Raw genomic sequence first — 25,476 nt, 5'->3', positions numbered from 1 at the left:
GCCGTCACATCTCACCGCGTGGGCCAATCCACCGCCCCCATAGGCGGTAGTCATGACTCATTGTCCGGCGAAATCCGTAGCGCTCGTAGAGTCGCCGGCTCACGGCGTTGCGCGCCTGGGTGCTCAGCCCGATCCGACGCGCGCCCTTCCCTGCCAGCACCGCGACGGCAAAGTCGAGTGAGCGCCACCCGTATCCCTGTCCCTGCCGGTCCGGCGCCACGGCGATCCGATCCAGATGACCCCAGTTCCCGCCGCGAAACCGCGTCACGCCGACATAGCTGACGACGGCGCCACTGGAATCCCGACCCAGGTAGATCTCTACCCCTCCTGAGTGCAGATAGTTCTCGAACTCACCCTCGCTGTTCCACCAGAGCCAGGGGAACGCGGCGTGGTCAAGCTCCAGCAACTCGTCCCGCCGCGCACGATCCTCCGGCAGAACCCGCTCGAACCGCAAGTCCCCTAGATTGGGCTCGATGCGCCGCACCGGCGAAAGCTCGTAGACGAGGATCTCTTCCAGCAGCTCGAACCCGGCCGAATCGTAGAACGCACGGTGGCGCGTTTCGAGATGCTCGCTCATCAAGACCAGCCGCTTGCCGGCCTCCGTCGCCACCTGCACCAGGGACTCCAGAAGGGGCACGGCGTTGGCCCCGCTCGCCAGCTCCACAACGCCGACGATTTCCGGCCGGTGACGCCACGGCCCGCCGATGACGTACTCGCCTGTGCTCGGAATCCAGAGACTCAGCCCCGGATACTCCCGCAGGTGCTCCTCGAGGTCACGCACCTGGAACCGGCTCGACCACCCAAGCCGGAGCCGGCGCGACTCGTCGCTGCTGAGCGGGACGATACGCGGTGTTTCGACCCTGCTTCTCCGGGCGTCCGCTTCCCATGATTCAGTCATTGGCGTCTCGCGCCCCGCGCTACAACGTCATCCATACGGTTTCCAGGCCAAGGATACCCAGCGGGGTAATCGTCATGCCATGAACATACGGCTTGATCAGGGTGTACGACTCCTCGGCATACAACGGCACGACCACCGCGTCATCGATGATCGTCTGCTGGGCCTGCTCGTAGAGTGCGGCGCGTCGCGCGGGGTCGGCCTCTCCGCGCGCCTCGTCGAGCAGCCGATCCACCTCTGGATTGCGGTACCCGATCGCATTGTCGGGGCTGGTCGAGTAGAACAGCGCACGCAAGAAGGTGTCGGGGTCGGGGTAGTCCGCGACCCAGGTCAGCGACGTTGCGGGCACCTGCCGCGTCCCCAGCTCAGCGATGTAGTCCACGAAGTCCAACTGCAGCACCTCAACCGGGAGCCCCAGATCCCGCTCATACACCTGCTTCATCGCGACCGGTGCCTGGGCTCCGGTGGTGTAGATCGACACCGTCGGTCGCTCGCTGCCGAGGGCGTGGTCGAGCAGCGCCCGCGCCGACTCCGGGTCGTACGCCGGGACATCCGCAGGCCAGTCACGCCCGAGCAGCCCCGGCGGCAGGATGCCGTCCACCGGTGTCACGTGGCCGTCGTAGGTAACCGTGGCGATCTTGTGCCGGTCAAACCCTTGGAGGAGCGCCCGCCGCAGGTCGGGGTTGTCCAAGGGCGGCACGTTCGGGTTGAACAGCACGTAGCTCACCGCAAACAGCGGCTGGACGTGCAACTCCTCGCGCAGCGGGCTGTTCGGCGCCTGCAAGCGATCGACCTCGTACAGGCTGACGCTGGCCACATCGACATCGCCCCGCTCGTACATCGCCACTGGTTGGAGTGCTTCGGTCCCGATCAGGATGACGACCGTCTCCAACGTAGGCGGGTTCGGCGTGTAGCCAGGGTGCGCCTCCAGCACGATGCGCTCCTGCTCCCGCCACTCAGCCAGCTTGAAAGGACCGCTCCCGTTCGGCCTCTTCCACCAGTCGTTATCATTCCGCGCGTTCTCGCGGTCCACGACGTAGCCCGGGGTGGCCGCCAGCTTGAGCAGAAAGTTCGCGGTGGGGTGCTCAAGCGTGATGCGCACCGTCCCCTGGTCCAAGACCTCCACTCCACGGAGCGAGTCGGCCCGGCCGGCCAGCCGGTCGGCAACTCCCGCGATGTCGGCCAGGTACGTTCCCGCCGGTAACGTCTCTCCGCGCCCCCCGGCCAGCGCGGGATCCGTCGCCCGCTCCAGGGAATAGCGCACATCCTCGGCGGTGATCCGCCGGCCATTGGTGAATGTGATGTCCTCCCACAGGTAGAACGTGTAGGTCAGCCCATCCGGACTGATCTCGATCCGCCGCGCGAGGTCCGGAACCGGTTGTAACCGCTCATCCAGCCGAACCAGCCCCCGGAAGATCTGGCGCGTCACGAAGGCCGACTCGGTGTCCCGGACCAGCGCCGGGTCGAGCGTCGCCGGCCCTTCCGGTGACCCAGTGATAGTCAGCGTCTGCTCCCCACTCGGGTCGGCTGCGGTCACCCGCGGTGGCGCCTCCAAGACGGTGCCCACCCCGCCACCCCCGCCGGTGCCCGGTATAGCAGTTATCGTCCGTTCCGACCCTGGCGGCCGGACCGTAGGCGTCGCCTCATCACCCCCGAGCAGCGGCACGCGACAGCCAGCGAGCAGGAACGCCGCCAGGACGAGTGCTACAATCCAACGCCCATCCCCGCCGGCCCCATAGGGCATCGCTTGCCGTCGCACCGGACCTCCTTATGCGCCGATGTTAGTGTAGCAACGTACGGCGAACAGACGCGACCAGCCCGGTCGGTCCAGCGTGGCGAGCGTGCCGCTGCCGAAGCCGGGGTGGATGGTGGCGCTCCCAGGTCCGCCGAGAGCTCGCTACGTCCGGCGATAGCGGGGGTCGAGCGCGTCCCGTAATCCGTCGCCCAGCAGGTTGAACCCGAGCACAGTGATCGCGATCGCCAACCCGGGGAAGATCGCAACCCACGGCGCCATCTCCATGAAGCCACGGCCCTCATTGAGCATCCGGCCCCAGGTCGGCGTCGGCGGTGAAGCACCGAGACCGAGGAAGGACAGTGCGGCCTCAGCCAGGATGGCGTAGCTCAGGCTCGTGGTGATGCGGACGATGATCACGCTCACCGTGTTGGGCGCCACGTGCCGGAGGAGAATCCGCCATCCACTCGCGCCGATGGCACGTGCGGCCTCGACGTACTCCTTGCGCGACTCGGAGAGGCTGGGCGCGCGAGCGGTCCGGGCGAAGATGGGTATGTAGACGATACCGATCGCGATCATCGCGTTGAGCACGGACGGACCGAGGATCGCCAGGATCGCGATCGCCAGCACGATCTCCGGGAACGCGATAACCGCGTCCATGATCCGCATGATCAGGGTGTCGAGCCGCCCGGCGCTGTAACCCGCCAGCAACCCAAGCGGGACACCGACCAGCGTTGCAATGCCGACGGACACACCCCCGACGAGCAGGGAGATGCGAGCGCCATACATGATTCGGCTGAGCGTGTCCCGCCCGAGGTTATCGGTCCCGAGCAGGTGCTCACGACTCGGCGGAGCGATGCGATTACGGATATCGCGTTCGTAAGGGTCATGCGGCGCAAGGACGGACGCAAGCAGCGCCATCGCGATCACTATGAGGACAATCACCAGCCCGACCGTCGCCATCTTGTTCCGACGCCACAGCCGGAGCTGATCTTGAATCCAGGACCGACGTGCGACAGCGCCGTTCAGCGGCGCGCTCTCAATCGCGTCTGCGCGCTGGTTCCGGCTGATCATGAGTACTTGATCCTCGGATCTAGATACGCATAGGAAAGATCCACCAGGAGATTCACGATCACAAAGGTGAGAGCAAAGATCATGACGACTCCTTGGATCAGCGGGTAATCTCGGTTGTTGATGGCAAAGACCAGGAGCTGCCCGACGCCGGGATAGCCGAAGATCTCCTCCACAACCACCGACCCGCCCAACAGAAAGCCCAACTGCAGCCCGATGACCGTGATGGTGGGCATCAGCGCGTTTCGCAGCGCATGACCGAGGACCGTTGCCCGCTCCGACAGCCCCTTCGCGCGGGCCGTGCGCACGTAGTCCTGCCGCAGCACGTCCAGCATCGCACTGCGGGTCATGCGACTGATGCTGGCTGACAGCCCAACCCCGAGCGCCAACGCCGGGAGAACCAAGTGGCGCAGAGATGCCCCCAGGTCATCGAGCGGCGAAACGTAGCCGCTGACCGGAAACCAGCCGAGTCGGAGAGAGAACAACAACATGAGGAGAAGCCCGAGCCAGAAGCTTGGAACACAGAGGCCGACCAGCGCGGCCAGCATCGCTGCGTAGTCCAGACCGGTGTTCGCCCTGTACGCTGCCACGACCCCGGCGGGGATCCCGATGCCGATGGCGATGATCATCGCCCCAACCGCAAGCATTGACGTGGCCGGAATCCGAGCCGCGATAAGCTGGCCTACCGACTCCTGCGTACGAATCGACTGGCCCAGATCCCCACGGACGAGATTGGCGAGCCACGCAACGTACTGCTCAAAGATGGGGCGGTCCAGCCCCCACTTGCGAATGAGCTCCCTCTCGACCTCGGGCGAGAGGTTCTCCCCGAGCATGATAGAAACGGGATCTCCCGGGATCAGCCGGACCAGCGCAAAGACGAACACCGAGACGAGCAGTACGACGCCCACCGCCTGGACCAGGCGCTGCACGATGTAGCGCGTCATCGTCTTCCCACTCCCGCGCCCTGGAGGCCCGTTTGGGCCCCAGGGCGAAGCGCACCCGCGCAGGCAGACCTACTGCTTCGTCGCTTCGGTCAGGAACAGGAGATCACCCGGGTGTTGGCGGAACCCGACGACGTTCTTGGCCCACCCGTTCGTGATGTCGGGCAGATAGAGCCATAGCCACGGGAGCTCATCGACCAGGATGCGCTGTACCTCAGCGTAGATCTCCTTGCGCTTGGCTTCCTCGATCTCCCGCCGACCCTGCTCGATCAGTTCGTCGACCCGCGGGTTGCTGTACCGCGTCGCATTGTGAACGCCCTTGGAGTGGAAACGTGGGTAGAAGATCTGGTCCGGGTCGATCCGAGCGGAGTAGCCCATGTAGGTGATGTAGAAGTCGCTCTTCAGGTAGATCTCCGGCCAGTACGTCGCCCACTCGATTTCGACGAGGCGCACATCGATCCCGATGTCCGCGAGATCTGCCTGAACGATCTCGGCGACCTCGGCCGACGGGCTCCAGTTCGGGATCGGCATGTCCAGCTCAAGCCCACCGCCGTACCCCGCCTCTTCCACCAGGGCTCGGGCCTTGTCCTTGTCCTGCTCGTAGTCCGGGATCTCAACGAACCACGGCGAGGTGGGCGGAAACGACACGTTCGTGATCGTTCCATGGCCCCACAGCGCCACCTCGAGGATCGCCTCCTTGTCGATCGCGTGCGCGACGGCCTTGCGCATCCGGACATCGGCGAACGGGCCCTCAGCGCAGTTAAAGGCCAGGTAGTATTCTCCAACGCCGGGAATGGGATCGACGACGAACTCACCGCTCTCCTTGATCTGGTCGATGATCTGTGTCGGGACGCTGGTGGTAATGTCCACCTCGCCGGCCCGCAACGCAGTCAGGCGGACGTCGGAGTCCGGCATGAACTTCCAGTTCACCCGGTCGGCCTTCGGGAGACCTTCCTCCCAGTACCCCTCGTGCCGTTCCAGGATGATCTGCGAGCCACGCTGCCACTCCACGATCTTGAACGGGCCGGTGCCGATCGGCTTGGTCCCGTCGTAGGCATCCATGTCGGTCATCGCGACCCGGTGCGAGAGGATCGCGAGGAACGGCGCGAACGACTCAGTCAGGGTGAAGACGACCGTCTTGTCGTCAGGAGCGAAGACTTCGACATCCTCGAAGTCTGGCGTCAACATCGACCCGGAGTTGGGGTCCTTGATGTGCTCGAAGTTTCGGAGAATCTCACCCGCCGTGCACGGCTTGCCGTTGTGGAACGTCACACCGTCACGGAGAGTGAATGTCCACTCCGTCCCGTCGGCGCTCGTCTCCCACTTCTCGGCGATCTGTGGCGAAACTCCGAGATCATAGTCCCACCAGACGAGCCCCGGCATCACGACGTTCCCGATGAGGCCTGCTGCAGCAGCCGTTAGATTGTGGGGCTCCAGGGACGGCGGCTCCTCCACCACCGCGACGTTGAGGACGACACCTTCACCACTGCTACTCGATTCCGAGCTCGAAGCGGGGGTTGACTCGCTCGTGGCGGGGGTCTGCGATGCCGAGCCGCCCGAATCATCGCCGCTCGAACCCCCAGACGTGGAGTCACCTCCACAGGCGGCCAAGAGCGACGCGGCTGACGCACCAACGGTCAGCATCGCCCCCATACGAACAAAATCCCGGCGGGACCAGAGGGTTTCGGCTCCCGCAATCGGCGTCCCGCGTTCCACCGTTCTCCTCCCCTCCTCCCTGGTGGCATCCCCACCGACCAGGCAGTTCTCATGACGCCCACAAGCTCGGCATCGAGTCCTGGTCTTGCAGGCGTCTCCCTACGTCGGATGCGCGATACCCGACGAAGAACCTCACTCACCCCATAGCGTTGGTGCGCACGCTTGTGTTCACGGCCGATTGTATCGTAGCATGCCGCTGTGTTGGCCATCAAGAACCCTCGGCGAAACGAACCTATTCCGGTTTCGGAACAATAACTTATGATTGGACTGCGCACGCACGGTTTCGGATGATTTGACCGGGCACCCCCATCTGGAGAAGCGCGGGTAAGGCCTTGCCGTCGATCTTCGCGACCGGCAGGTGTCGTGTTACGATCGCACCGGTCCAACGGGGGACGTGAGAACTGGGGAGAGGAGACGATCCGTTGAAGGGCATGGTCGTCGCGCCGCAGCCGCTGGCGGTGGAGGAGGGTGTCAAGGTCCTTCGCAGTGGGGGCAATGCCTTTGATGCCGCTGTGACGGCCGCGTTTGTCCAGATGGTGGTCGATCCGCAGATGTGCGGGGTGGCCGGGTTCGGCGTCGCCAACCTCCGTGCAGCGGACGGGCGACACGAGGTCATCGACTTCAACGGGACAGCCGGATCACGCGTCACGCCCGACATGTGGAAGGACATCGTCATCGAACAGGACTGGACGGGTTACGGCTACCACGTCCAGGGCGCCGTCAACGATGTCGGCTACGGCTCGATCATGACGCCGGGTACCGTCGCGGGCATGGCTGAGACCCTGCGCCGCTTCGGCACGATCTCCTGGGCCGATGCCCTGGCACCGGCCATCCGGATCGCTGAGGAGGGCTTCCCCGTCACCCCCGAACTGTGGTGGCTCTGGAATCAGCCGGTACCCCGCGAGCGAATCGCGATGCGGGAGCGCCTCAAGGCGACCGACGCGAACCGGAAGCTCTACTTCCGCGACGACACCGAGACGCTGCGGCCAGGCGAGCTGCTACGCAACCCGGACTTTGCCCAGGTGCTGCGCCGCCTTGCAGAGGCGGGGCCGGAGGATCTCTATACCGGCGAGATCGCCGCCCGGATGGCCGAGGATCTGGAGCAGAACGGGGCGTTCGTCACAAAGGAAGACCTGGCCAACTATCGGGTGCAGGTCCAGACGCCGCTGACGACGACCTACCGCGGCTACACGGTCCACACCAACAACCTGGCCGGCGGCGGCCCGTGCCTGGCGCAGATCCTCCACATCCTGGAGCACCGCGACATTGCGTCGCTCGGCCTGAACAGCGTGGAATACATCGACTTCGTCGCGCGGGCGATGCAGGCCGGGTTCCACGACTGGTACACCTACGGGGGCGACCCCCGATTTGTCGATGTGCCGGTCGACTGGCTCCTCTCCCGTGAGCGTGCAGCAGAGTGGTTCACTCGCATCAGCAACCGCGAGCCTATCACCGTCCCGCTCTACCCGGAGCCGGCCTCGACGACGCACATCACCGTGGTCGACGCCGAGGGCAACTGCGCGGCGATTACCCACTCGCTCGGGTCCTCCAGCGGCGTCGTGACGCCGGGCCTGGGTTTCACCTACAACAACATCATGAACGCGGCCAACCCCATCCCCGGCCAGCCGAACTCGATCGCGCCGGGGAAAGCACGGCTCACCGGGATGTGCCCCACCATCGTTCTCCAGGGCGACGAGCCTGTACTCGTGCTCGGCGCGCCTGGCGGAACGCGGATCATCACCGGCGTGCTCCAGGTTCTGCTCAATGTGATAGACCACGGCCTCGGACCGGTAGAGGCTGTCTCCGCCCCGCGGTTCGACGCTCAGAGCCACCGCCTTGACACCGAGACGCGCATCCCCTCGTGGGTCAAGGAGGAACTGGGCCGGCGGGGGTTCCAGATCGTGCCCATCCCGGCTGCGTACTGGACCTTCCCGCTGGTCCAGGCAGTGACGCGGGACCCAGTGACGGGCGAACTCAGAGGCGGCGCGGACCCACGACTCGGTGGGGCGGCGATGAGCGCCTGAGCGGTCCTCAATTCCGCGCCCTGGCAGCCATCTTGCGTACTCTTGCGGTGCTTGGTGGGTTGGCACTCGCGATCGACCGCACCCACTGCCAACCCACACGATCCAACCGCTCTGACCCCGAGACGGGGGAGTACGCAGGATGCGTCGGCCCTGGCGGGATGACCCCGGCAACCTCGCGGCTCCGTCCTTGGTGCGCTCCGAGCCGGAGCGCGCGCTCCCGCGTCCACGGTTGCTGCGTCCACCCCGCTACGCCCGAGGTGGCGCGGCCGGCTGGTACGGCTCGGGCGCGGCTCGCGCCTTCGCCGCTCTGGTGGTCACTGGCGTCCTGGTGCTCCTGGTCTACCTCGTGAGCCTGTCGTCACGACCTGCCATCTCGAACCTTTCACCACGGCCCAACACGGAAACACCGCCCGGCCCGGTGACGATCCGGGCCACGGTCGCCTCCAACGCCCAGCCGATCCGCCGGGTGATCATGACGATCGATGGAGCCATCGTGGAGCCAGCCGTCTCCGTCCAGAGCGACCACGTCTGGGTCGTCACTTTCACCGCCGTCCTGCGACGCGGCCCGCACGAAGTGCGGGTCGACGTGATCGACGAGGCTGGCCAGCGCGATGGCCACGCCTGGTCCTTTACCGCGGCCGGACCTCGCATCGCCCCGACCGTGACCTTCACCGGCCCGCTTCCGGGCGACAGCGTGCCGGACGGCGTCGCCCACATCGCGGCCGAGGTCGTCAGCGGAGGCGACATCGTGCGCGCCGAGATGCGCCTCAACAACGACCTGATCCCCACATTCCTGACGCCCGAAACTGAGTCAGGAACGAGTGCGCAGCGGGGCAGCCCGGCCCGGAACTGGACGCTGTTCGCCGAGCCAACCCTCGAGCCCGGCTCGTACACGGCCCGCGTCATCGTGGAAGATGTCTACGGCTCCACCACCGAGGAGGTCATCCAGTTCTCGGTGGTGTCCGATCCGGCCGAGGCGTCCGCGCGCTTCGTCGCCGAGACGGGCCAGTACATGCGCAACCCGTTCAAGGCCTTCTGGGAGGCGCACGACGGCGCCAGCCTCTTCGGCCGCCCGCTCAGCCCGGAGTTCGTCGACGACCGGGGCATCACGGTCCAGTACTACGAGCGCGCACGCCTCGAGCAGGGACCGGACGGCACGGTCATCCTGGGCCTGATCGGGCGGGAGGCGCTGCCGGCTCCCACGGAGCCGGTCGAGGATCCCCACAACCCCGCCGTCCGCTATTTCCCGGAGACCGGCCACACCCTGGCCGGGAAGTTCCGTGAGTTCTGGGAGCAGCGCGGAGGGATCCCTATCTTCGGCTTCCCCATCACGGAGGAGATGGATGAGGGTGGCGTTCGGGTGCAGTACTTCGAGCGCGCTCGGTTGGAACTGCGCCCCAACAGCGACGGCACCGGTATGGAGGTGACGATCACCCCGCTGGGTGAGCAATTGTGGCGGCAACGGCGCGGTGGCGGATGAGCGAGGGCGTCACTCCCGCGACTCGATCGCCGCCAGGATGGCCCGCACCGTCTCGTCCACCGTGAGCGCCCCCGTGTCGATCGTCACGGTGGCATTGGCACGGGCGTCCGCCAGTCGATCGCACTGCGTGCGATAGAGCCACTCTGGCCATGCCGGCCCGCGGCGCTGGCGTATCGTCTCCAGGTCCGCCTCCAGAACCACCACGTGGTCGGGTCGCGACCGTCTCCACAGGTCCGGAATAATGGAGTGCTCCTGAGCGACGACGTACGCGTCGTAGCCCGCCTGGCGCAGAGCGCGGACGATTGTCGTCTTGCCCGATGCGCATACGCCGACCACCGCAATCCGCATCTCGATTCCTCGATCCATCCTGGCCACCGGGCACCGGTCCACGACGACCAGCGGTAGCGGCTCAGCCAAGCGGCACCGTCAACGCCATGCGGCGGATCGGTTCAACCTCCTCGACATTGCGCAGGCGCAGGACCACCACGGTCATGTCGTCGCCGGCTCGGCCGTCGTCGGCCACCAGTGCAGCTTCGAGGAGCTCATCAGCGATCGCCTGGGCCGGTGTCTCCGGGCCGGCCACGCGCCCGCCCGTTGCCAAGAACTCCAGCGGCTGCCCCCGCCGCCCGCCGGCACCGATGATGCCGTCACTGACCAGGATGACCGTCAGGCCAGGCTCGGCCGGGAACTCCAGCACGCGGGGGCGGGTGTGCCGGTAGATCCCGATCCGCCCGCCGGACTCCGAGATCTGCTCGAACTCGCCGTTCCGTCCGAGCAGCATCGGTACCTCGCTGTTGCGGGTGACGAGCACCGAGCGCGAGGCGAGGTCGACGGAGAGGATATCGAGCGCAGCGGAGACCTTACCATCACGCATGGCGTAGAGGAAGTCATGCGCGGCCCGGGCGGCCGCGCCGTCCCGTACCCCCTCGTTCAAGAGCCGCACCGCCGCCCCGGCCACGAGCAGGCTCAGCCGCTTGGCACCGGCGCCGCTCCCCTGCCCATCGACCAGCACCGCTGAGAAGCCTCCGCCCGGTCGCTCGACCAGCTCGACGGTGTCACCGCTCTCGCGAGTGCCGAACTTGTGTGTCTTGGCAACAGCCAGCTCGATGGTCACCGGCATGGGCGTCACCGGTTGTCTGGCGCCTTGATGACGGCGCGGGAACCGTAGTTCCGGCCGTAGTACTCGGCGAAGGCCGCGTCGCGCAGCGGCTCCCACCAATCCCGGCGCTCCCGGTACCACTCGACCGTATCGCGCAGTCCCTGCTCGAAGGGCACCTGCGGGCGCCAGCCGAGTGCACGCAGCTTGCCGGTTGCCAACGCGTAGCGCCGGTCGTGTCCCAGGCGGTCCTCGACGTGCTGGATCAGGTCGTGCGGCTGCCCGAGGAGATCAAGGATCTCACGCGCGACATCGAGGTTCTGGCGAGGGTTGCCGCCGCCGATGTTGTACGCCTCGCCGGGCTTCCCCTTGAGGAGTACCGTCTCGATCCCAGAGCAGTGGTCGAGCACGTGGATCCAGTCGCGCACCTGGAGGCCATCGCCGTAGATCGGCAGCGGTCGCCCCTCCAGGGCGTTGGTGATCATCAGGGGGATGAACTTCTCCGGATACTGGTACGGGCCGTATGTGTTCGACCCGCGGGTGATGGTCGCCGGCACCCCGTGAGTCGCCACAGCGGCGAGGACCATCATTTCCCCCCCGGCCTTGCTCGCCGAGTAAGGGCTGCGCGGCCGGAGCGGATCCTCCTCACGAGACTCCCCGACCGGGACGTCGCCGTAAACCTCATCCGTGCTGACATGGACGAAGTGCCGCACCCCATGCTCTCGCGCCGCCTCGAGCAGGACGTGGGTCCCGACGACGTTCGTGCGCAGGAAGTCGTCCGCATCCAGCAGCGAGCGGTCGACGTGGGTCTCGGCGGCGAAATTCACCACGGCATCGCAGCCACGCATCGCAGTCGCGACGTCGGCGCGGTCGCAGATATCGGCATGAATGAAGCGGAAACCCGGATGGTCCTCGATGTCGGCCAGGTTCGCCCGGTTCCCGGCGTAAGTCAGCTTGTCGTACACCGTGACCCGCGGCACCCCGCGCTCCAGGAGGTAGCGGACGAAGTTGCTGCCGATAAACCCCGCGCCGCCGGTGACGAGCACATGCCGCAGATCTTGTCGCACGTTCTTTCTCCCCGCCCAATTCATCGCTCGACCGTGTCGCTGCGCGAGAGCCTAGCAAACCCTGCGCTCCCGGGCAACGCAGGGGAATGGCCTAGGTCCTGCGTACTCTCGTACCGGGACACAAGTATTGACACAGGAGTGCTAGAGTCCTATACTCGGACCAGGACGAAAGTAATCCCTGTAAGCGCAGCGTTCAGAAACGGAACGTGATGACTTGATGTCAAGTCTAGTCATGGGCGCCGGTGGTCCGTAGTCCGAGGGACGGAGGGAGATCGCCCGTGAAGTGGAAGAACTTCCGCTGGAAGTAGTCGACCGTGGATCTGTCTGTCGTGCCGACCTCAGTGAAGAAGGAGACGAGGGCAATGAAGAATTTCCGCTGGAAGTAACGCTCGAGGGCTCCGCATGTGCGAGTCACTCCTAGCCGGAGTAACGCCTTCATGAAGTGGAAGAACTTTCGCTGGAAATAGGGACGCCGCTTCGCGGGGTCTGCCGCGCGGGCAGCCAGGCTTGGTCGGGTGATCGGTTCGAGACTGGCTGCCCGCACGTGTTTCTCGGCTCTGGGACTCCGATGATGACCAAGGGGCCCAGCCACGGGAAGCCGCGACGGAGCCCCACCGGCAGTCCTGCTGGAGGCGCGTCTGATCCTGAGTGGCTGCCGACGGGACGTAGCAACGGACCAGTACGGACACGGTACTTTCAGACCTCGCAGGGTCGGTACTCTTGCGCCGAGTTGTGGCCCTCTTGGTGCCCGAGACGGCGAGAATCGGCTGCTATAATGCCAGAGACCGTGGAGGGAACCGCTCGGTTTGGCGCGTTGAGTGGGATCACGCGCCACCAGCCGGCGGCCGAGAGGGATCGGGCTTCGGGACCGTGCAACCAGTTGATCGGGTTCGCAACGTTGTCATCGGGCTCGTCGCCGTCACCGTAGCGGTGCTGATCACTCTGGGCCCGCTCGCGCAGCGCCCTCCGCTGACCTGGCAAACCCTCTTCGTCGCCGCGATTCTCGTCGGCCTCATCATCTTCGCCGATTTCTTCGACATCGAACTGCCACTCTCCTCCGTCCGCATCACCGTCTCGGTTTCGTCCGCCTTGTGCTTCGCAGCCGCGCTGTCCCTCGGTCCCATCGTCGGCGCGCTCATCGCGGGCGGGGCAGGGCTCTTCGTGGAACTGGTGGACCGGCGGCCGACTATCAAGCTACTGACCAATGTGAGCAACTACACGCTGGCCACCTTCGTCTCGGGCTGGGCCTACAGCGGGCTGGCCGACCCCAGCCGCTCACCGATCGGCAATTGGAGCAATGTGGCTGTGACGATCGGTGCGGCCGCCGTCTACACGACGATTGAATCCGGGGTGATGGCGGTCGTCCTCTCCCGCGCGGTCGGCACCTCACCCTGGCAGATGTGGCGCGCCAGCGCCTACGGTGTCATCTTGGAGTGGATCACGCTGCCGACCCTCGGCAGCCTGATCCCGGTGCTCGAGCGCGAGAGCCCGCTGGCTCTCATCATCGCGGTCGTGCCCCTCGTCGGGCCGTACCTCGCCTTCCGCAGCTATCGTCAGATCCATGAGGAGACGCAGAAGACGATCGAGATGCTGGCCGACACCCTCGACCGGCGCGATCCCTACACGTCCGAGCATTCCAAGCGGGTCGCTGCCTACGTTGAAGCGATCCTGCAGCACATGGATAACGTCCCCCTGGAAGAGGCCGACCGCATCATCGCGGCCGCCCGGATCCACGACCTGGGCAAGGTCAGTACACCGGACGCGACACTGATGAAGCCGGACAAACTGACCCCGGAGGAGCGACAGGCTATCGAGAAGCATGCCGCCGAAGGCGCCGCGATCCTGAGCAACCTGACCATGTACCGGACCGTCGCGCATATCGTCCGGCACCACCACGAGCGCTGGGACGGCACAGGTTACCCCGACGGCCTGGCAGGGGAGGAGATCCCCTTCGGCTCGCGGGTCATCGCCGTCGCGGACACCTACGATGCCATGACCTCAGATCGGACCTACCGCCGCGCGCTGCCCCACCACGTCGCGATGGCCGAGCTGCGCCGCTGCGCCGGGACGCAGTTCGATCCCGCCGTCGTTCGCGCATTCGAGCGCGCTATGAGCGCCTCCCCCGCTGTCCCCCAGTGCCCGACGCTGGCACCCGAGGGGAACCACTAACGCCGGAAGAAGCAGCACAGCTCACCCCCATTCCGGCATAATCAACGGCGGTACGGCCGCAGCCGGCCATGACGCTTATCGCCTCAGAGATGCGAAGGACGCGCGGTGCGCTTCGATGTGTTCACCATCTTTCCCCGGATCTTCGACGGCCCGCTCGACGAGAGCATCCTGAAGCGTGCCCGCGAGCGCGGGCTGATCTCCGTCCACCTCCACGACATCCGGGAATGGGCCACCGACCGCCACCGCTCGGTCGACGACTACCCCTACGGCGGGGGCCCGGGGATGGTCATGATGGCACCTCCCATCGTGAGTGCCGTCGAAACAGTGCTGGGAGATGAGATCGCCACGACCCCAATCATCGCGCTCTCTGCCTCCGGCGAGCCCTTCACCCAGGCTGTCGCTACTGAACTGGCCACGCATCCACGCCTCGCGCTCATCTGCGGGCGCTACGAGGGTATCGACGAGCGCGTCCACCTCATCCTGCGCACACGCCAGCTCTCGATCGGCGACTATGTGCTGACCGGTGGCGAGCTCGCCGCTGCGGTCATGATCGACGTCATCGCCCGGCTCGTTCCCGGTGTGATCGACCCGGAGTCGCTCCAGGAGGAGTCCTTCACCAGCGGCTTGCTTGAGTACCCGCAGTACACCCGGCCGCCGGAATACCGCGGGCTCACCGTCCCAGAGGTCCTCCTGAGCGGGCACCACGCGCGCATCGCCGAGTGGCGCCGCCAGCAGTCCCTCTGCCGGACCCGCGCGCTGCGCCCCGATCTCCTGGAGCGTGCCGACCTCACCCCGGCCGACCGACGCTTGCTCGAACAATGCTCGGACGACGTCTAGCGCTCCTGTCGCCCGCGCGGGCACCGCACGGACGCTGTACCGCCTGGCCACTGCACCAGCGAAGGTTGACGCCCGGCTGCTCTAGCCCGTTGAGATGCGAGCGGGCACAATTGCAGATATGACGGGGCCTATCATTCACCTGACCGGCGTGACCAAGGAGTATCAGGCGGGACGGCGCGCTATCCAGGCACTGCGCGGCGTAGACCTGATCGTCGAGCCCGGGGAGTGGGTCACCATCCTCGGCCCGTCCGGGTGCGGCAAGTCCACGCTGCTCAACATCCTCTCCGGGATCGACCGCGCCACCGGCGGGTCCGTCGAGGTCGCCGGCGTGGATCTCCGTAGCCTCAGCGAGGAGGAGCTGGCGCGCTGGCGGGGACAGCACGTCGGGATCATCTTCCAGTTCTTTCAGCTCATGCCGACCCTGACCGCCCTCGAGAATGTGCTGCTGCCCATGGAACTGGTCGGCAACCGGCCACGGCGCGACCGCGCCCGCGAGTTGCTGGAACGCGTCGGCGTGGAGCACCTCGCCGACCACCTCCCCAACGAACTCTCGGGCGGCGAACAGCAGCGGGTTGCAATCGCCCGCGCGCTCGCCAACGATCCACCACTGCTGCTGGCCGACGAGCCGACCGGCAACCTCGACAGTGCCTCGGGCGCGCGGGTGCTCGCCTTGCTGGCCGAAATGTGGGAGACGGGGAAGACGCTGGTGCTCGTCACCCACGACCGCGCCATCGCCTCCCACGGCTCGCGCGTGATCGAGATGCGGGATGGTCGCATCGTGGCCGACCGCCGCGTTGCCGAGGACGTGCCCCACGCGGCAACGCCCGATATCGCGGCCAGTGGAGAAGCGTAGTGAACACCGCGGCGGTCCGGCCAGAACCCTGGTAAGCTACCGTCGGCGCGGCCGCGCGCCGCCGGTGGTGATGGTTGCCCCGGGAAGCGAGTCGATGCGACTCCTGTTGACCAAGGCACTTCGCGATATCCAGCGGCGTCCACTCCGGACGCTCCTGACGACGCTCGGCGTGCTCCTGGGCGTCGCCGGGGTCGTCGCCATCTCCTACACCGGACGCAGCCTTGCCGACGCCCAGCGCGAAACCTACGCCAGCACCCGCCAGCCGGACATCACCGCCTTCGCCGCGCAGCTCTCGCCGACGCTGGTCGACCTGATTGGGCGCCGCGACAACGTCGTCGCTGTCGACACGCAAGCCGTCCAGATCACCCGCGCCAGCACCGGCGACCGCTGGGTGAACACCCGACTGGTCGGGGTGGCCGATTTCACCAACATGCGCCTCGACGCGGTGCAGCTCGTCTCCGGTCGCTTCCCCGGTCCCGGAGAAGTCGCCTTCGACGCCAGCGCCACGAAGCTGATCGACGTGGAGATCGGTGACCTCGTCGCGCTCCAGCCGACCCCGGCATCTCCGATCAACTACGCCCGCGTCAGCGGCTTCGTGCGCGCCCCGGCCACCATCGACGCCTCGATCCTGAACCAGGCGACGGCCTACATGCCTGCCCGCGATGTGCGCCAGATCCTGGGGCGCCACTACGACAATTACCTTCTGGTTCGCGTGGCCGAGCCCCAGCGCGCCTCAGAGACCGCCGACCAGATCCGCGCCTTCCTCGACAAGCGAGGCGTGGCGTCGAGCAATTTCACCGTTCGCGACCCGCACGTCTTCACCGGGAGCCGCGAGCTGAGCACGCTGCTCCTCTTGCTCCAGGTCTTCTCCGTCATCGGGGCGCTTCTCAGCACGTTCCTGGTTGCCAACACTATCGCCGCCATCATGGTTGAGGAGACGCGCCAGATCGGCATCATCAAGGCTCTCGGCGGCACGCGCTGGGCGGCAATGCGCCCGTACCTCTTCTTCGCCCTCACCATCGGCGTCACGGGCGCGGTGCTCGGATGGGCCATCGGCCTTCTCGGAGGGCAGTTGCTGACAGGCTATCTCGCCGGGCTGGCGGGCCTGGTGCTGCCCAGCTTCAGCTTCGCCGTGCGCGAATTATTCCTGGCGCTCCTGGTCGGAATTTGCGTCACCCTCGGCTCAGCAGTCCTCCCGGCTGGCCTGGCGACCCGTCAGAAAGTGGCGGAACTCCTGGCCCAGCGCGGCGTCGTGGCCGACTTCCATCGCGGCATCACCCAGCGTCTGACCGGGCATCTCTCCCGCTTCGGCATCGTGGCGACCATGGGCCTGCGCAACGTGGCGCGGCGACCGGCCCGGGCCTGGGTGACCCTCACCGTCGTGGCAGTGGCCGTCGCTGCGTTCCTCGGCACCCAGGCGGTGAGTCGCTCTGTGACCATCACGGTCGACCACCTGTATGACCTCTACGGAGCCGACGGCTGGATCTTCTTCAACCGCCCGGTCCGCCCCCAGTTCGCGACCACACTCGAGCAGCACCCGGATGTCCGGCAGGCCGAGTCCTGGGCCAACGCGCGCGCCTCCATCGGCTCCGTGCGGACCGACGTCTGGGGCATGCCGCGCAATACCGGCATCTACACGCCGCGCGTCATCGCGGGGACCTGGCTGCGCCCGGCCAATCCGACCGGCGCGGTGCTGACGAACAACCTCGCCCGCGCCATCAACGCATCCGTTGGCGACGTCCTCACTCTGGATGTCGGAGACCGTTCGACCCTGATCCAGGTCCTCGGCATCGTGGACGATGAGAGCACCTATCTGGGCGCCTCGACGACGGGGAAAGTCTTCCTCGATGTCGCCGATGCGCGGCGCATCACCGGCTCGGGCGACCGGGCGGCGGTGTTCGCTCTCACGCTCCACTCCTCGGACCCCGCCTCGGTCGATGAGAGCCTGTCCCGGCTGGAGGACACCTTCCGCCAATACGCACCGGTGACGCTGGCCATGTACCAGGATCAGGCCAGCTCACGGCGGGCCATCGACATTCTGACGGTGATGTTGAACGCCATGGTGATCATCGTCAGCGCGGTCGGACTGGCGGGGATCGTCAACACCCTGCTGATCAACCTGACCGAGCGGCGCCGCGAGTACGGCATCCTCCGGGCGATCGGCGCCACCGGGCGCCATCTCGTGCGCCTGGTGATGTCGGAGGCGCTGGGGCTGACGGCCGTCGGCTGCGCGGTGGGCCTCGCGGTTGGCTACCCGCTGGCTCGCTACCTGGTGTACCTCACCGGAAGCCAGCTCTTTGGGCTGGAGTTCCACCTGGGTCCGGCTACCATCGCTGCTACGATCCTCGTCGCGCTCATCGCCACGGCGGCGGTGAGCACCGCGCCCGGGCTGCTGGCCTCTCGTATTCGACCGATACAGGTGCTGCGCTATGAGTAGACGACCGGTTCGACGGCTCATCCTCGTCGCGGCGGGAGTGCTCCTGGTCGCCGTGGTGGTCGCGGCCTTCCTGCTGGCCACCCGCCCTGAGCCACGCACCGCCGTGGTAGAGCGGGGCTCCCTTGAGGCGACCGTTGAGACGGTCGGTCGCCTCGTGCCGCGTAATCCGATCACGGTCCGCAGCACGGTGAGCGGGCGGGTGCAGCTCGTGGCCGTCTCCCCCGGTGACGTGGTTGAAGAAGGCGACGTCATCGCCCAGCTCGACCCTGAGCCGTTCGAGGAAGCGATCCGCCGAGCGGAGGATCAGGTGGCCGCGGCCGAGGCTGCGCTGAACCTCGCCGAACAACGGGCTGGGGACAACCCGTCCCCCGAGCAGCTCTCTGCCCGGCTCACGGCCGAGCAGCAGCTCCGCGAAGCCCAGCGCGCGCTCGACGACGCTCGCGCGGCGCTCGACGCCTCGATGATCCTCGCCCCGCGCGCCGGGACGGTGCTCCAGGTCCAGACAGCCGAAGGCGCCCCGCTGGGGACAGGAGCCGAGGTCGCGCAGATTGCCGACCTGAACGACCTCGAACTCCAGGTCGACCTCGATGAGATCGACCTGCCGCACGTCCCACTCGACGCGCCCGTGACCTTCACGCTCGACGCCTACCCCAGCGAAGACATCGAGGGCCGCCTTGAGCGCATCTCACCGACGGCGGAGACCAGCGGCGGGACCACGACCTTCCGCGCCACCGTACGCTTCACCCTCCCCGAGGGTCTGGTTGCCCGTCCGGGCATGAACGCAGACGTCTCGATCAAGACCGCCGTCCGCCCGGATGTGCTCCTGATCCCCGAAAGTGCGCTACGCACCGTGGGACGCCGCACCTTCGTGACCGTCCTGGTGGACGGCGAGGAGCAGGAGCGCGAGATCCGGATCGGCCTCCGAAGCGGCGGCATGGTTGAGGTCGCGTCCGGGCTGACCGAAGGCGAGCGGGTCGTCATCCCTTAGGGTATGCCTCCAAATTGAGACATCGGTGGACAACCCGGGGGCACGTACCGCGCACCCAGCGATACCCAACGGCCTGACTCCTCGCTGGCGTCAACCTAAGCGGAGCCGTCGTGGCGGGAGCCGCGGGCGGCCGGGTCGAAGGATCTCCCTGGTGGGCGGTGCCATCGCAAAATCCCACGCTCCGCTCAGGATGACCACGACCCCAGCGACTCGTCGAACGGGGAACGGAACCCCAGCACCGCTCTCCCGCCCGGGCAACGGCGCTCCTACCACATGTTCCCAGCCGATCACCGCAGCCCGCGGAAGAAGCCCCGAATATCCTCCACCATCACATCGGGTACCAGATACGCGGCGTAGTGGCCGCCTGGTGCATCGTAGGTGTGCCACTGCACGATGTTGGCGTGGTCGCGCTCGGCGAACCGCCGGATCGACTTGAAGTCACCCTCGAAGGCGGCCAGTCCGATCGGCACGGTGGTCGGCTAGGAACCCAGCAATGATGCGCCCACGACAGGCGTCATCAGGCTCGGCTTGCGTGCCTCCCACGGCATCCACTCGGCCGCGCGAGCCCTCGTGCCACCCCGGCCATCCGCCATCACGCGCTCGTCCAGGCCAAACGGCCCGACCGCGCGGGTACAGGCGTACCGCGCACAAGACGGACGGGCACGAACCAACGGGACCATTGCCCTAGTGCTTCTATGGCGCCCCATCCGTACCCTACAGGCGGGGAGCGCCCCCGCATGGGGCACAGCGGTAGGGAGTAGTAGCAGGCCACATGCAGACGCTGACGTCACCGGGTCCCACAACCAGAATCCTGAGTACCCGCGAGCCCTCGGCCATCGAGCAGACCGGGCTCGACCTCTCATTCATCAGCGATCTCGCACTCAAGGCCATCTACTACCAGAACGCCATCACCGCGCAGGCCCTCAGCGACCTCTTATGCCTTCCCTACTTCAATGTGGTGGAGCGGGCTCTCGCGCAGCTCAAGCGCGACGAGATGATCGAAGTCACGGGCTCTCAAGGGTTTGGGGAACTCGCCTACCAGTTCCAGACAACACCGAAGGGCAGTGCCCGCGCGCAGGAACTGGTAGAGCGCAATTCGTATGTCGGTCCGGCGCCGGTGCCGCTGCAGGCCTTCAAAGAGATGGTCGAGCGGCAGTCGATCCGCACCACGCGGGTGACGCCATCACAAGTGCGTCGCGCCACGGCCGACCTCATTTTCGACGACGCCGTCCTCGACGCCATCGGGCAGGCGGTCAATACCGGGCGGTCGATGTTCCTCTTCGGCGAGTCAGGGAACGGGAAGACCGCGCTCGCGGAACGTGTGGCGCAGATGCTGGGCGGCCACGTGCTCATCCCCCACGCCATCCTCGTCGACGGCCACATCATCAAGATGCTCGACCTACAGCACCACGAACCGATTCCAGCCGCCAACGGCCGCACCGACTACGACCGCCGCTGGGTTCTCTGCAAGCGCCCCACGGTCATGGTCGGCGGCGAGCTGACCCTGGCCAGCCTCGACCTGGTTTACGACCCGGTCTCCAAGGTCTACGAGGCGCCGCTGCAGATGAAGGCGATCAACGGGATGTTCCTGATCGACGACTTCGGTCGCCAGCAGATCCGCCCGGCGGACCTGTTGAACCGCTGGATCGTGCCGCTGGAAAAGAGCGTCGATTTCCTGACGCTGCACACCGGCAAGAAGATCGAGATCCCGTTCGACGAGTTGATCGTCTTCTCGACCAACCTGCAACCGAAGGACCTGGTGGACGAGGCATTCCTCCGCCGTATCCAGAACAAGGTCCGCATCGGCAACCCGACGGTCAACCAGTTTCGCGAGATCTTCCGCCGGCAGTGCGAGGAGCTCGGGGTGCCGTTCGATCAGCAGGGGCTCGTCTACCTGCTCCGCGAGTACTACGTCAAGCCGAAGCGGCCGTTGCGCTCCTGCCACCCCCGCGACATCCTACGCACGCTGGTCGGCATCGCCCGCTACCTGGATCAGCCCCCGACCCTGAGCCAGGAACTGATCGATCGGGCGTGCAACACCTACTTCGTCGACTTCTAACGGGGTTTCAAGTCGGCAACCCGGACACTACCCGGTAGGTATGAGCGGGTGGTCCAGATCCCACGCGAGGGCTCGGACCGGGGCGCCGTCCACATCACCCAGTGCCAGGGGAAGGAAGCCGAAACCGTAGGTGCGCCCGGCTTCCAACGCATCCAGGCCGCGGAGATTCTCCACGATGAGCACGTCGGCCCGCAGCAGCGTGTCGTGGACTGTCGCCCCACTGTCGGCGGTCGAATCAACATTTAGCGCGTCGATCCCGAGGAGCGATGCCCCCATCGCAACGACCGCCGCAGCAAGGGCATCACTGAGATACGGGTGGCGATAGTAGGATTCGTCACCCCAGTGCCGATCCCAGCCCGTGCGCAGCACCAGACACCAGCCGGGCTTGAACCCCTCTCGGTAGCGCGCAAGCACGTCCTCTGGGATGGCCTGGTTCATCCCGAAGCCCGCCGCGTCGACCACGATCCCCTGCAGCACGAACCGCTCCAGTGGGTACTCGCCGATGGGGCGCCCGTCCGGGAGAAAGTGGCTCGGCGCATCAACGTGCGTGCCGGTGTGGCTCCCGATCGCGAGCGAACTGACCCGCCAGGGCGGCTCCGTCGCTGCGGGTGTGATCTGCGGAACCGGGTCACCCGGGAAGTGCGGCATGCCCGACACGATGCGGTGGCTCAGATCGTAGAGTGCCACCTCCTGCTCCTCCTTCCGGTCTCAGTCGCGCCGCACCTCTTCCGGTAGCTCATACCACGGCTTGCGGTCGCCGATCAACGCGCGGAGCTTCCAGGCGCGCGTCTTTGGTGCCGCTTCGACCGCTCGCTCCAGCTCGTCCAGCCGGCCCACGATGTCCGGTTCCTCCGCCAGCCCATCCTCGCTGAGCGCCTCACGGACCAACGCGATGTTCTTGACCGTCGTGCGGTAGAAGCCCCAGTCAGCCGTCAGGATCGCAAGGAGTCGATCGACGTTGATCGTCTCCTCATCGCCGGACCCGAGCGGATGGTCACGAAGCAGCGCGATGATGTCCCGGATGTCCTTCTCATTGATCTCGTAGATCTGGAGTTTCGTGAGCAGCAGATCGGCCAGCGGGATCGTCCGGCGCTCCACGTGCAGCCGCTGCCGCAGATCGAGCGTATGGCTCATCCGCAGGGTGTCCACGAACACGTCGACCTGCCGCTGGTTTGCGCTGTCCCAAAAGTACAGCCGTTGGTGCCCGTGCAGCGTGTTGAACTCCGCATCCGGCGTGTAGCCCAGGTCAACGAAGAGCGTCGGCAGTGCACCGCGATCGCGCGCGAGGGTAATGAAGTCAAGGTCGCCATAGGTGCGCTGGAGCGCGCGGTGCTCGGCGCTTGGGCTGTGCATCAGGACGGCCACGCCCCCGAGAATACGCAGGACGATACCCCGCTCCTCGGCACACCCCAGAATGCGCTCAGCTGGGGGAGACCGCGTGACGGAGTTCCTGCTGACCCCGAGCGGCGAGCGGCGGCTGCAAGTGATCGAGTCCCATATCGAACCGGGCGGCGGGAGTGGCGACGGGCTGTACTCGCTACCCGCCGACGCCGGGTTCGTGCACGTGATCGCCGGTCGCCTCGATATCGAGGTCGAAGGAAATCACTACCACCTGACGGCGGGCGACTCCCTCACCTTCTCTGCCCGCTCGCCTCACTGTTGGCGTAACCCGTCCGCCGATGAAGTTACGCACGTGATCTGGGTGCTGGCTCCATCGCCCTGGTGAGCTGACACCTCCGGCTCGCTCGCAGTCAAGGCACGGCGACGAGGCACAACCCAGACCACGCTCCCCTCCTTGTCTGTCACCCAACAGTCCAGGACAGCTCTGTTCGCTGAGTTAGTACTTATGTTGTCTTGGAAAGAGCCCAGAGGACCGTGGAGGATTGTCTGGCACCGGGACGCTCGGTGTCGGCGTTGCGCGGTCAGTTGCGCGATGAGCAGTTCCCGATGCGCACCCGACACCAATCGCGTGAACCGAGGTGGCCAGATACTCGGTTGGCATTCGATTGTGAATCTGTGTACTATGGGGGCCGGACGGCCGTGGGCAGGGATTGGGCCGGATTTCGCCAGAACGGGGCAGGCGCGAATTCCACCGCCACACCTGACCACTTTCGCCAAGCTGAGGCAGGAAGCCTGAGGGACAGATAGGCGTGAACAAATATCGACGGGGGTTGGCACTTGGCGCCCTGGCGCTGGCAGTGTTCATTCTCATCGGCGTGGGCATCAGTATGCGCGCCACGCCACAGCCGGTGAACCTCACTCAGGTTTTGACGGACATCCGCGACGGTCGCGTCACGGAGATCCATCTCGCCAACGACGGCCAGGCGGCCGAGGTTACCTACACCGACGAGAGCAAGACCCGCGTGGCGCTTCCAGCAGGTGAGTCCCTGACGACGCTCCTCACGGATGCGGGGATCCCGGTGGAGCGCTGGCCGGACATCTACCCGGCCGGGAACGGCGCCATTTCCGCCGATCTCATGCTCCTGCTGCGCATCCTAACCATCGTCGCCGTGGGTGTGGTGATCTTCGTCCTGTTCCGCCGGTTCGGGCCCAGCAGTATCGGCACCACGCCGACGCGGCGCGGCAGCTTCGAGCCCATCCGGCCGGGTGAGCGGGTCATTACCTTCGACGATGTGGCCGGCGCGGAGGAGGTCAAGGAAGAGGTCGCCGACATCGTCGATTACCTCCGCGATCCGGAGCGCTTCCGCCGGCTCGGCGCCCGTATCCCGCGCGGCGTCCTGCTCACCGGACCGCCCGGCACCGGGAAGACGCTCTTGACCCGTGCGCTGGCGGGCGAGGCGCGGGCCTCCTTCTTCTCGGTCAGCGGCTCGGAGTTCGTCGAGCTGTATGTCGGCGTGGGCGCCTCGCGGGTGCGTGAGCTGTTCCGCAAGGCGAAGGAGAACGCCCCGGCGATCATCTTCATCGACGAGATCGACGCCATCGGTCGCCGCCGTGGCCGCATGGAGCAGAGTTCTGAGTACGACCAGACGCTGAACCAGATCCTGGTCGAGATGGACGGCTTCGAGGAGCGGACCACGGTGGTCGTGGTGGCCGCGACCAACCGCGTCGATATCCTCGACCCGGCGCTCCTCCGTCCCGGGCGGTTCGACCGCAAAGTGGTGGTGGACCTGCCCGACCGGAAGGCCCGCCGTGCCATCCTCGAGGTCCACGCGCGCGGCAAGCCGCTGGCAGAAAATGTCAATCTGGACGAACTCGCGGCGCGGACGACCGGCATGACCGGTGCCGATCTCGCCAACGTCATCAACGAGGCGGCGATCCTGGCCGCACGGGACCGACGCGAGACGATCACGAATCAGGATCTGCTCGAAGCGCTCGACCGCACCCTGGCCGGTCCCGCGCGCAACGCTCGGCGCTTCAGCGAGCGCGAGCGGCGTGTGGTCGCCTACCACGAGGCGGGCCATGCGGTGGTGGCTCACCTGCTGCCGCATGCCGACCCGGTGCGCAAGGTCTCGATCGTGTCCCGCGGTCGCGCCGGGGGCTACACCATGATCGTGCCCGATGAGGATCGCGGCCTGTGGACCCGCGCTCAGCTCAGCGACCGGCTGGCGGCGCTGCTGGGCGGACTGGCCGCCGAGGAACTCATCTTCGGCGACATCACCACGGGGTCGTCCAACGACCTGGAGCAGACGACCGCGATCGCCACCTCGATGGTCCAGCGGTACGGCATGGGCAAGCGCTTCGGTCTCCTGTCAACCGGAGCAGGCAGTGACTTGCAGCAGCTCTCGCCTCAGTCGGCCTACACCGCCGAGCAGGAGGCGCTGGAGCTGGTTCAGCAGGCTCACCAGGTCGCGCTCGACGTGCTGCGCGCCCACGCAGACGATCTGGAGCGCGTCGCCCAGCGGCTGCTGGAAGTGGAGACGATCGACGGGGAGGAGCTGGAGACGCTCATCAGCCCGCCACGCCAGCTCCCGGTTCGCCGGCCAGTGGAGCAGGCCCTACCGACCCCGCTCCATCGGGCGCCGATCCGCGAAGGTCGGCGCAAGGGGAGTGCCCATCGCGTCGGCCGGGCAATCGGGCTGGTCGCAAGCTTCACGCGCGACGCGGTCGAATCCCTCCGTGCCGCCAAGCCGCAGATCGACCGCACCTGAAC

Annotated in this window: 22 protein-coding genes; 10 read left to right on the top strand and 12 right to left on the bottom strand. The window is 66.6% G+C overall.

Annotated features, from left to right (window positions below; all coding sequences use genetic code 11):
* Positions 1 to 4: 4 nt before the first annotated feature.
* The 5 genes from STHE_RS04905 to STHE_RS04885 all read right to left on the bottom strand — a co-directional run bounded on the left by STHE_RS04905 (position 5) and on the right by STHE_RS04885 (position 6,022).
* Complete coding sequence (locus STHE_RS04905; RefSeq protein ID WP_012871460.1) at positions 5 to 898, bottom strand: GNAT family N-acetyltransferase; 894 nt, start codon at positions 896 to 898, stop codon at positions 5 to 7.
* 19 nt (positions 899 to 917) lie between these two features.
* Positions 918 to 2,654, bottom strand: a complete 1,737-nt coding sequence (locus STHE_RS04900) for an ABC transporter substrate-binding protein (protein ID WP_012871459.1) — start codon at positions 2,652 to 2,654, stop codon at positions 918 to 920.
* A 138-nt stretch (positions 2,655 to 2,792) separates the two neighbouring features.
* On the bottom strand, positions 2,793 to 3,701 hold the full coding sequence (gene nikC, locus STHE_RS04895; protein WP_012871458.1) for a nickel transporter permease: 909 nt from the start codon (positions 3,699 to 3,701) through the stop codon (positions 2,793 to 2,795).
* Positions 3,698 to 4,642: an ABC transporter permease gene (locus STHE_RS04890; protein ID WP_012871457.1), complete on the bottom strand. Its 945-nt coding sequence runs from the start codon at positions 4,640 to 4,642 to the stop codon at positions 3,698 to 3,700. Before STHE_RS04890 ends, nikC begins: the two co-directional genes overlap by 4 nt.
* A gap of 69 nt (positions 4,643 to 4,711) precedes the next feature.
* Entirely contained in the window at positions 4,712 to 6,022 is a 1,311-nt protein-coding gene (locus STHE_RS04885; protein ID WP_041398828.1) for an ABC transporter substrate-binding protein, read from the bottom strand.
* A 764-nt stretch (positions 6,023 to 6,786) separates the two neighbouring features.
* Between STHE_RS04885 and ggt the strand changes: the two genes are divergently transcribed.
* Both ggt and STHE_RS17830 read left to right on the top strand, forming a co-directional pair.
* The gene (gene ggt / locus STHE_RS04880; protein ID WP_041398826.1) at positions 6,787 to 8,379 is read left to right on the top strand and encodes a gamma-glutamyltransferase; all 1,593 of its coding nucleotides are present in this window, start codon (positions 6,787 to 6,789) and stop codon (positions 8,377 to 8,379) included.
* A gap of 139 nt (positions 8,380 to 8,518) precedes the next feature.
* On the top strand, positions 8,519 to 9,859 hold the full coding sequence (locus STHE_RS17830; protein WP_012871454.1) for a hypothetical protein: 1,341 nt from the start codon (positions 8,519 to 8,521) through the stop codon (positions 9,857 to 9,859).
* 9 nt (positions 9,860 to 9,868) lie between these two features.
* On the opposite strand, the gene STHE_RS04870 is transcribed toward STHE_RS17830, so the two are convergent.
* The 4 genes from STHE_RS04870 to STHE_RS04855 all read right to left on the bottom strand — a co-directional run bounded on the left by STHE_RS04870 (position 9,869) and on the right by STHE_RS04855 (position 12,566).
* Positions 9,869 to 10,207, bottom strand: coding sequence for an adenylate kinase family protein (locus tag STHE_RS04870; protein WP_012871453.1), 339 nt, complete (start codon positions 10,205 to 10,207; stop codon positions 9,869 to 9,871).
* A 61-nt stretch (positions 10,208 to 10,268) separates the two neighbouring features.
* Positions 10,269 to 10,979, bottom strand: coding sequence for a SpoIIE family protein phosphatase (locus tag STHE_RS04865; protein WP_041398824.1), 711 nt, complete (start codon positions 10,977 to 10,979; stop codon positions 10,269 to 10,271).
* A 5-nt stretch (positions 10,980 to 10,984) separates the two neighbouring features.
* The gene (rfbB, locus tag STHE_RS04860; protein ID WP_012871451.1) at positions 10,985 to 12,022 is read right to left on the bottom strand and encodes a dTDP-glucose 4,6-dehydratase; all 1,038 of its coding nucleotides are present in this window, start codon (positions 12,020 to 12,022) and stop codon (positions 10,985 to 10,987) included.
* Positions 12,023 to 12,248: 226 nt separating this feature from the next.
* A complete protein-coding gene (locus tag STHE_RS04855; RefSeq protein WP_012871450.1) occupies positions 12,249 to 12,566 on the bottom strand; it encodes a hypothetical protein in 318 nt (105 codons plus the stop codon).
* 326 nt (positions 12,567 to 12,892) lie between these two features.
* Between STHE_RS04855 and STHE_RS04850 the strand changes: the two genes are divergently transcribed.
* From STHE_RS04850 to STHE_RS04830, 5 genes are all read left to right on the top strand, one after another.
* Positions 12,893 to 14,191, top strand: coding sequence for an HD-GYP domain-containing protein (locus STHE_RS04850; protein ID WP_012871449.1), 1,299 nt, complete (start codon positions 12,893 to 12,895; stop codon positions 14,189 to 14,191).
* Positions 14,192 to 14,296: 105 nt separating this feature from the next.
* Positions 14,297 to 15,028, top strand: a complete 732-nt coding sequence (trmD, locus tag STHE_RS04845) for a tRNA (guanosine(37)-N1)-methyltransferase TrmD (RefSeq protein WP_012871448.1) — start codon at positions 14,297 to 14,299, stop codon at positions 15,026 to 15,028.
* A gap of 118 nt (positions 15,029 to 15,146) precedes the next feature.
* A complete protein-coding gene (locus STHE_RS04840) occupies positions 15,147 to 15,881 on the top strand; it encodes an ABC transporter ATP-binding protein (protein ID WP_012871447.1) in 735 nt (244 codons plus the stop codon).
* A gap of 94 nt (positions 15,882 to 15,975) precedes the next feature.
* Complete coding sequence (locus tag STHE_RS04835; RefSeq protein WP_012871446.1) at positions 15,976 to 18,318, top strand: ABC transporter permease; 2,343 nt, start codon at positions 15,976 to 15,978, stop codon at positions 18,316 to 18,318.
* Positions 18,311 to 19,306, top strand: coding sequence for an efflux RND transporter periplasmic adaptor subunit (locus tag STHE_RS04830; RefSeq protein ID WP_012871445.1), 996 nt, complete (start codon positions 18,311 to 18,313; stop codon positions 19,304 to 19,306). Before STHE_RS04835 ends, STHE_RS04830 begins: the two co-directional genes overlap by 8 nt.
* Positions 19,307 to 19,593: 287 nt before the next feature.
* Here the strand turns inward: STHE_RS04830 and STHE_RS04825 are convergent, their stop codons facing one another.
* Entirely contained in the window at positions 19,594 to 19,776 is a 183-nt protein-coding gene (locus tag STHE_RS04825; RefSeq protein ID WP_012871444.1) for a hypothetical protein, read from the bottom strand.
* A 302-nt stretch (positions 19,777 to 20,078) separates the two neighbouring features.
* Here STHE_RS04825 and STHE_RS04820 point away from each other — a divergent pair, with 302 nt between their 5' ends.
* Positions 20,079 to 21,365 carry an ATP-binding protein gene (locus tag STHE_RS04820; RefSeq protein ID WP_012871443.1) on the top strand — a complete coding sequence of 429 codons (1,287 nt, stop codon included), beginning with the start codon at positions 20,079 to 20,081 and terminating at the stop codon, positions 21,363 to 21,365.
* Between the two features lie 27 nt (positions 21,366 to 21,392).
* On the opposite strand, the gene STHE_RS04815 is transcribed toward STHE_RS04820, so the two are convergent.
* Together STHE_RS04815 and STHE_RS04810 are read right to left on the bottom strand one after the other, a co-directional pair.
* Positions 21,393 to 22,052 carry a cyclase family protein gene (locus STHE_RS04815; protein ID WP_012871442.1) on the bottom strand — a complete coding sequence of 220 codons (660 nt, stop codon included), beginning with the start codon at positions 22,050 to 22,052 and terminating at the stop codon, positions 21,393 to 21,395.
* A gap of 21 nt (positions 22,053 to 22,073) precedes the next feature.
* Positions 22,074 to 22,718 (bottom strand): hypothetical protein, encoded by a 645-nt coding sequence (locus STHE_RS04810; protein ID WP_012871441.1) that lies wholly within the window; start codon positions 22,716 to 22,718, stop codon positions 22,074 to 22,076.
* 85 nt (positions 22,719 to 22,803) lie between these two features.
* Between STHE_RS04810 and STHE_RS19180 the strand changes: the two genes are divergently transcribed.
* Positions 22,804 to 23,091, top strand: a complete 288-nt coding sequence (locus STHE_RS19180; protein ID WP_052295261.1) for a cupin domain-containing protein — start codon at positions 22,804 to 22,806, stop codon at positions 23,089 to 23,091.
* A 424-nt stretch (positions 23,092 to 23,515) separates the two neighbouring features.
* Positions 23,516 to 25,474 (top strand): ATP-dependent zinc metalloprotease FtsH, encoded by a 1,959-nt coding sequence (ftsH, locus tag STHE_RS04800; RefSeq protein ID WP_012871440.1) that lies wholly within the window; start codon positions 23,516 to 23,518, stop codon positions 25,472 to 25,474.
* The last annotated feature ends 2 nt before the right edge of the window (positions 25,475 to 25,476 follow it).

Source organism: Sphaerobacter thermophilus DSM 20745 (genome assembly GCF_000024985.1).
In the GTDB taxonomy this organism is placed as follows: Bacteria; Chloroflexota; Chloroflexia; order Thermomicrobiales; family Thermomicrobiaceae; genus Sphaerobacter; species Sphaerobacter thermophilus.
This window is presented reverse-complemented; position numbering and strand designations above follow the sequence as displayed.

What these genes read in the sequence shown, in the direction of transcription:
- STHE_RS04905 (WP_012871460.1), bottom strand. Translation starts at nt 898, where the DNA reads ATGACTGAATCATGGGAAGCGGACGCCCGGAGAAGCAGGGTCGAAACA.
- nikC (WP_012871458.1), bottom strand. Translation starts at nt 3,701, where the DNA reads ATGATCAGCCGGAACCAGCGCGCAGACGCGATTGAGAGCGCGCCGCTG.
- STHE_RS04890 (WP_012871457.1), bottom strand. Translation starts at nt 4,642, where the DNA reads ATGACGCGCTACATCGTGCAGCGCCTGGTCCAGGCGGTGGGCGTCGTA.
- STHE_RS04885 (WP_041398828.1), bottom strand. Translation starts at nt 6,022, where the DNA reads ATGCCGGGGCTCGTCTGGTGGGACTATGATCTCGGAGTTTCGCCACAG.
- ggt (WP_041398826.1), top strand. Translation starts at nt 6,787, where the DNA reads ATGGTCGTCGCGCCGCAGCCGCTGGCGGTGGAGGAGGGTGTCAAGGTC.
- STHE_RS17830 (WP_012871454.1), top strand. Translation starts at nt 8,519, where the DNA reads ATGCGTCGGCCCTGGCGGGATGACCCCGGCAACCTCGCGGCTCCGTCC.
- STHE_RS04870 (WP_012871453.1), bottom strand. Translation starts at nt 10,207, where the DNA reads ATGCGGATTGCGGTGGTCGGCGTATGCGCATCGGGCAAGACGACAATC.
- STHE_RS04865 (WP_041398824.1), bottom strand. Translation starts at nt 10,979, where the DNA reads ATGCCGGTGACCATCGAGCTGGCTGTTGCCAAGACACACAAGTTCGGC.
- STHE_RS04840 (WP_012871447.1), top strand. Translation starts at nt 15,147, where the DNA reads ATGACGGGGCCTATCATTCACCTGACCGGCGTGACCAAGGAGTATCAG.
- STHE_RS04835 (WP_012871446.1), top strand. Translation starts at nt 15,976, where the DNA reads ATGCGACTCCTGTTGACCAAGGCACTTCGCGATATCCAGCGGCGTCCA.
- STHE_RS04830 (WP_012871445.1), top strand. Translation starts at nt 18,311, where the DNA reads ATGAGTAGACGACCGGTTCGACGGCTCATCCTCGTCGCGGCGGGAGTG.
- STHE_RS04820 (WP_012871443.1), top strand. Translation starts at nt 20,079, where the DNA reads ATGCAGACGCTGACGTCACCGGGTCCCACAACCAGAATCCTGAGTACC.
- STHE_RS04810 (WP_012871441.1), bottom strand. Translation starts at nt 22,718, where the DNA reads ATGCACAGCCCAAGCGCCGAGCACCGCGCGCTCCAGCGCACCTATGGC.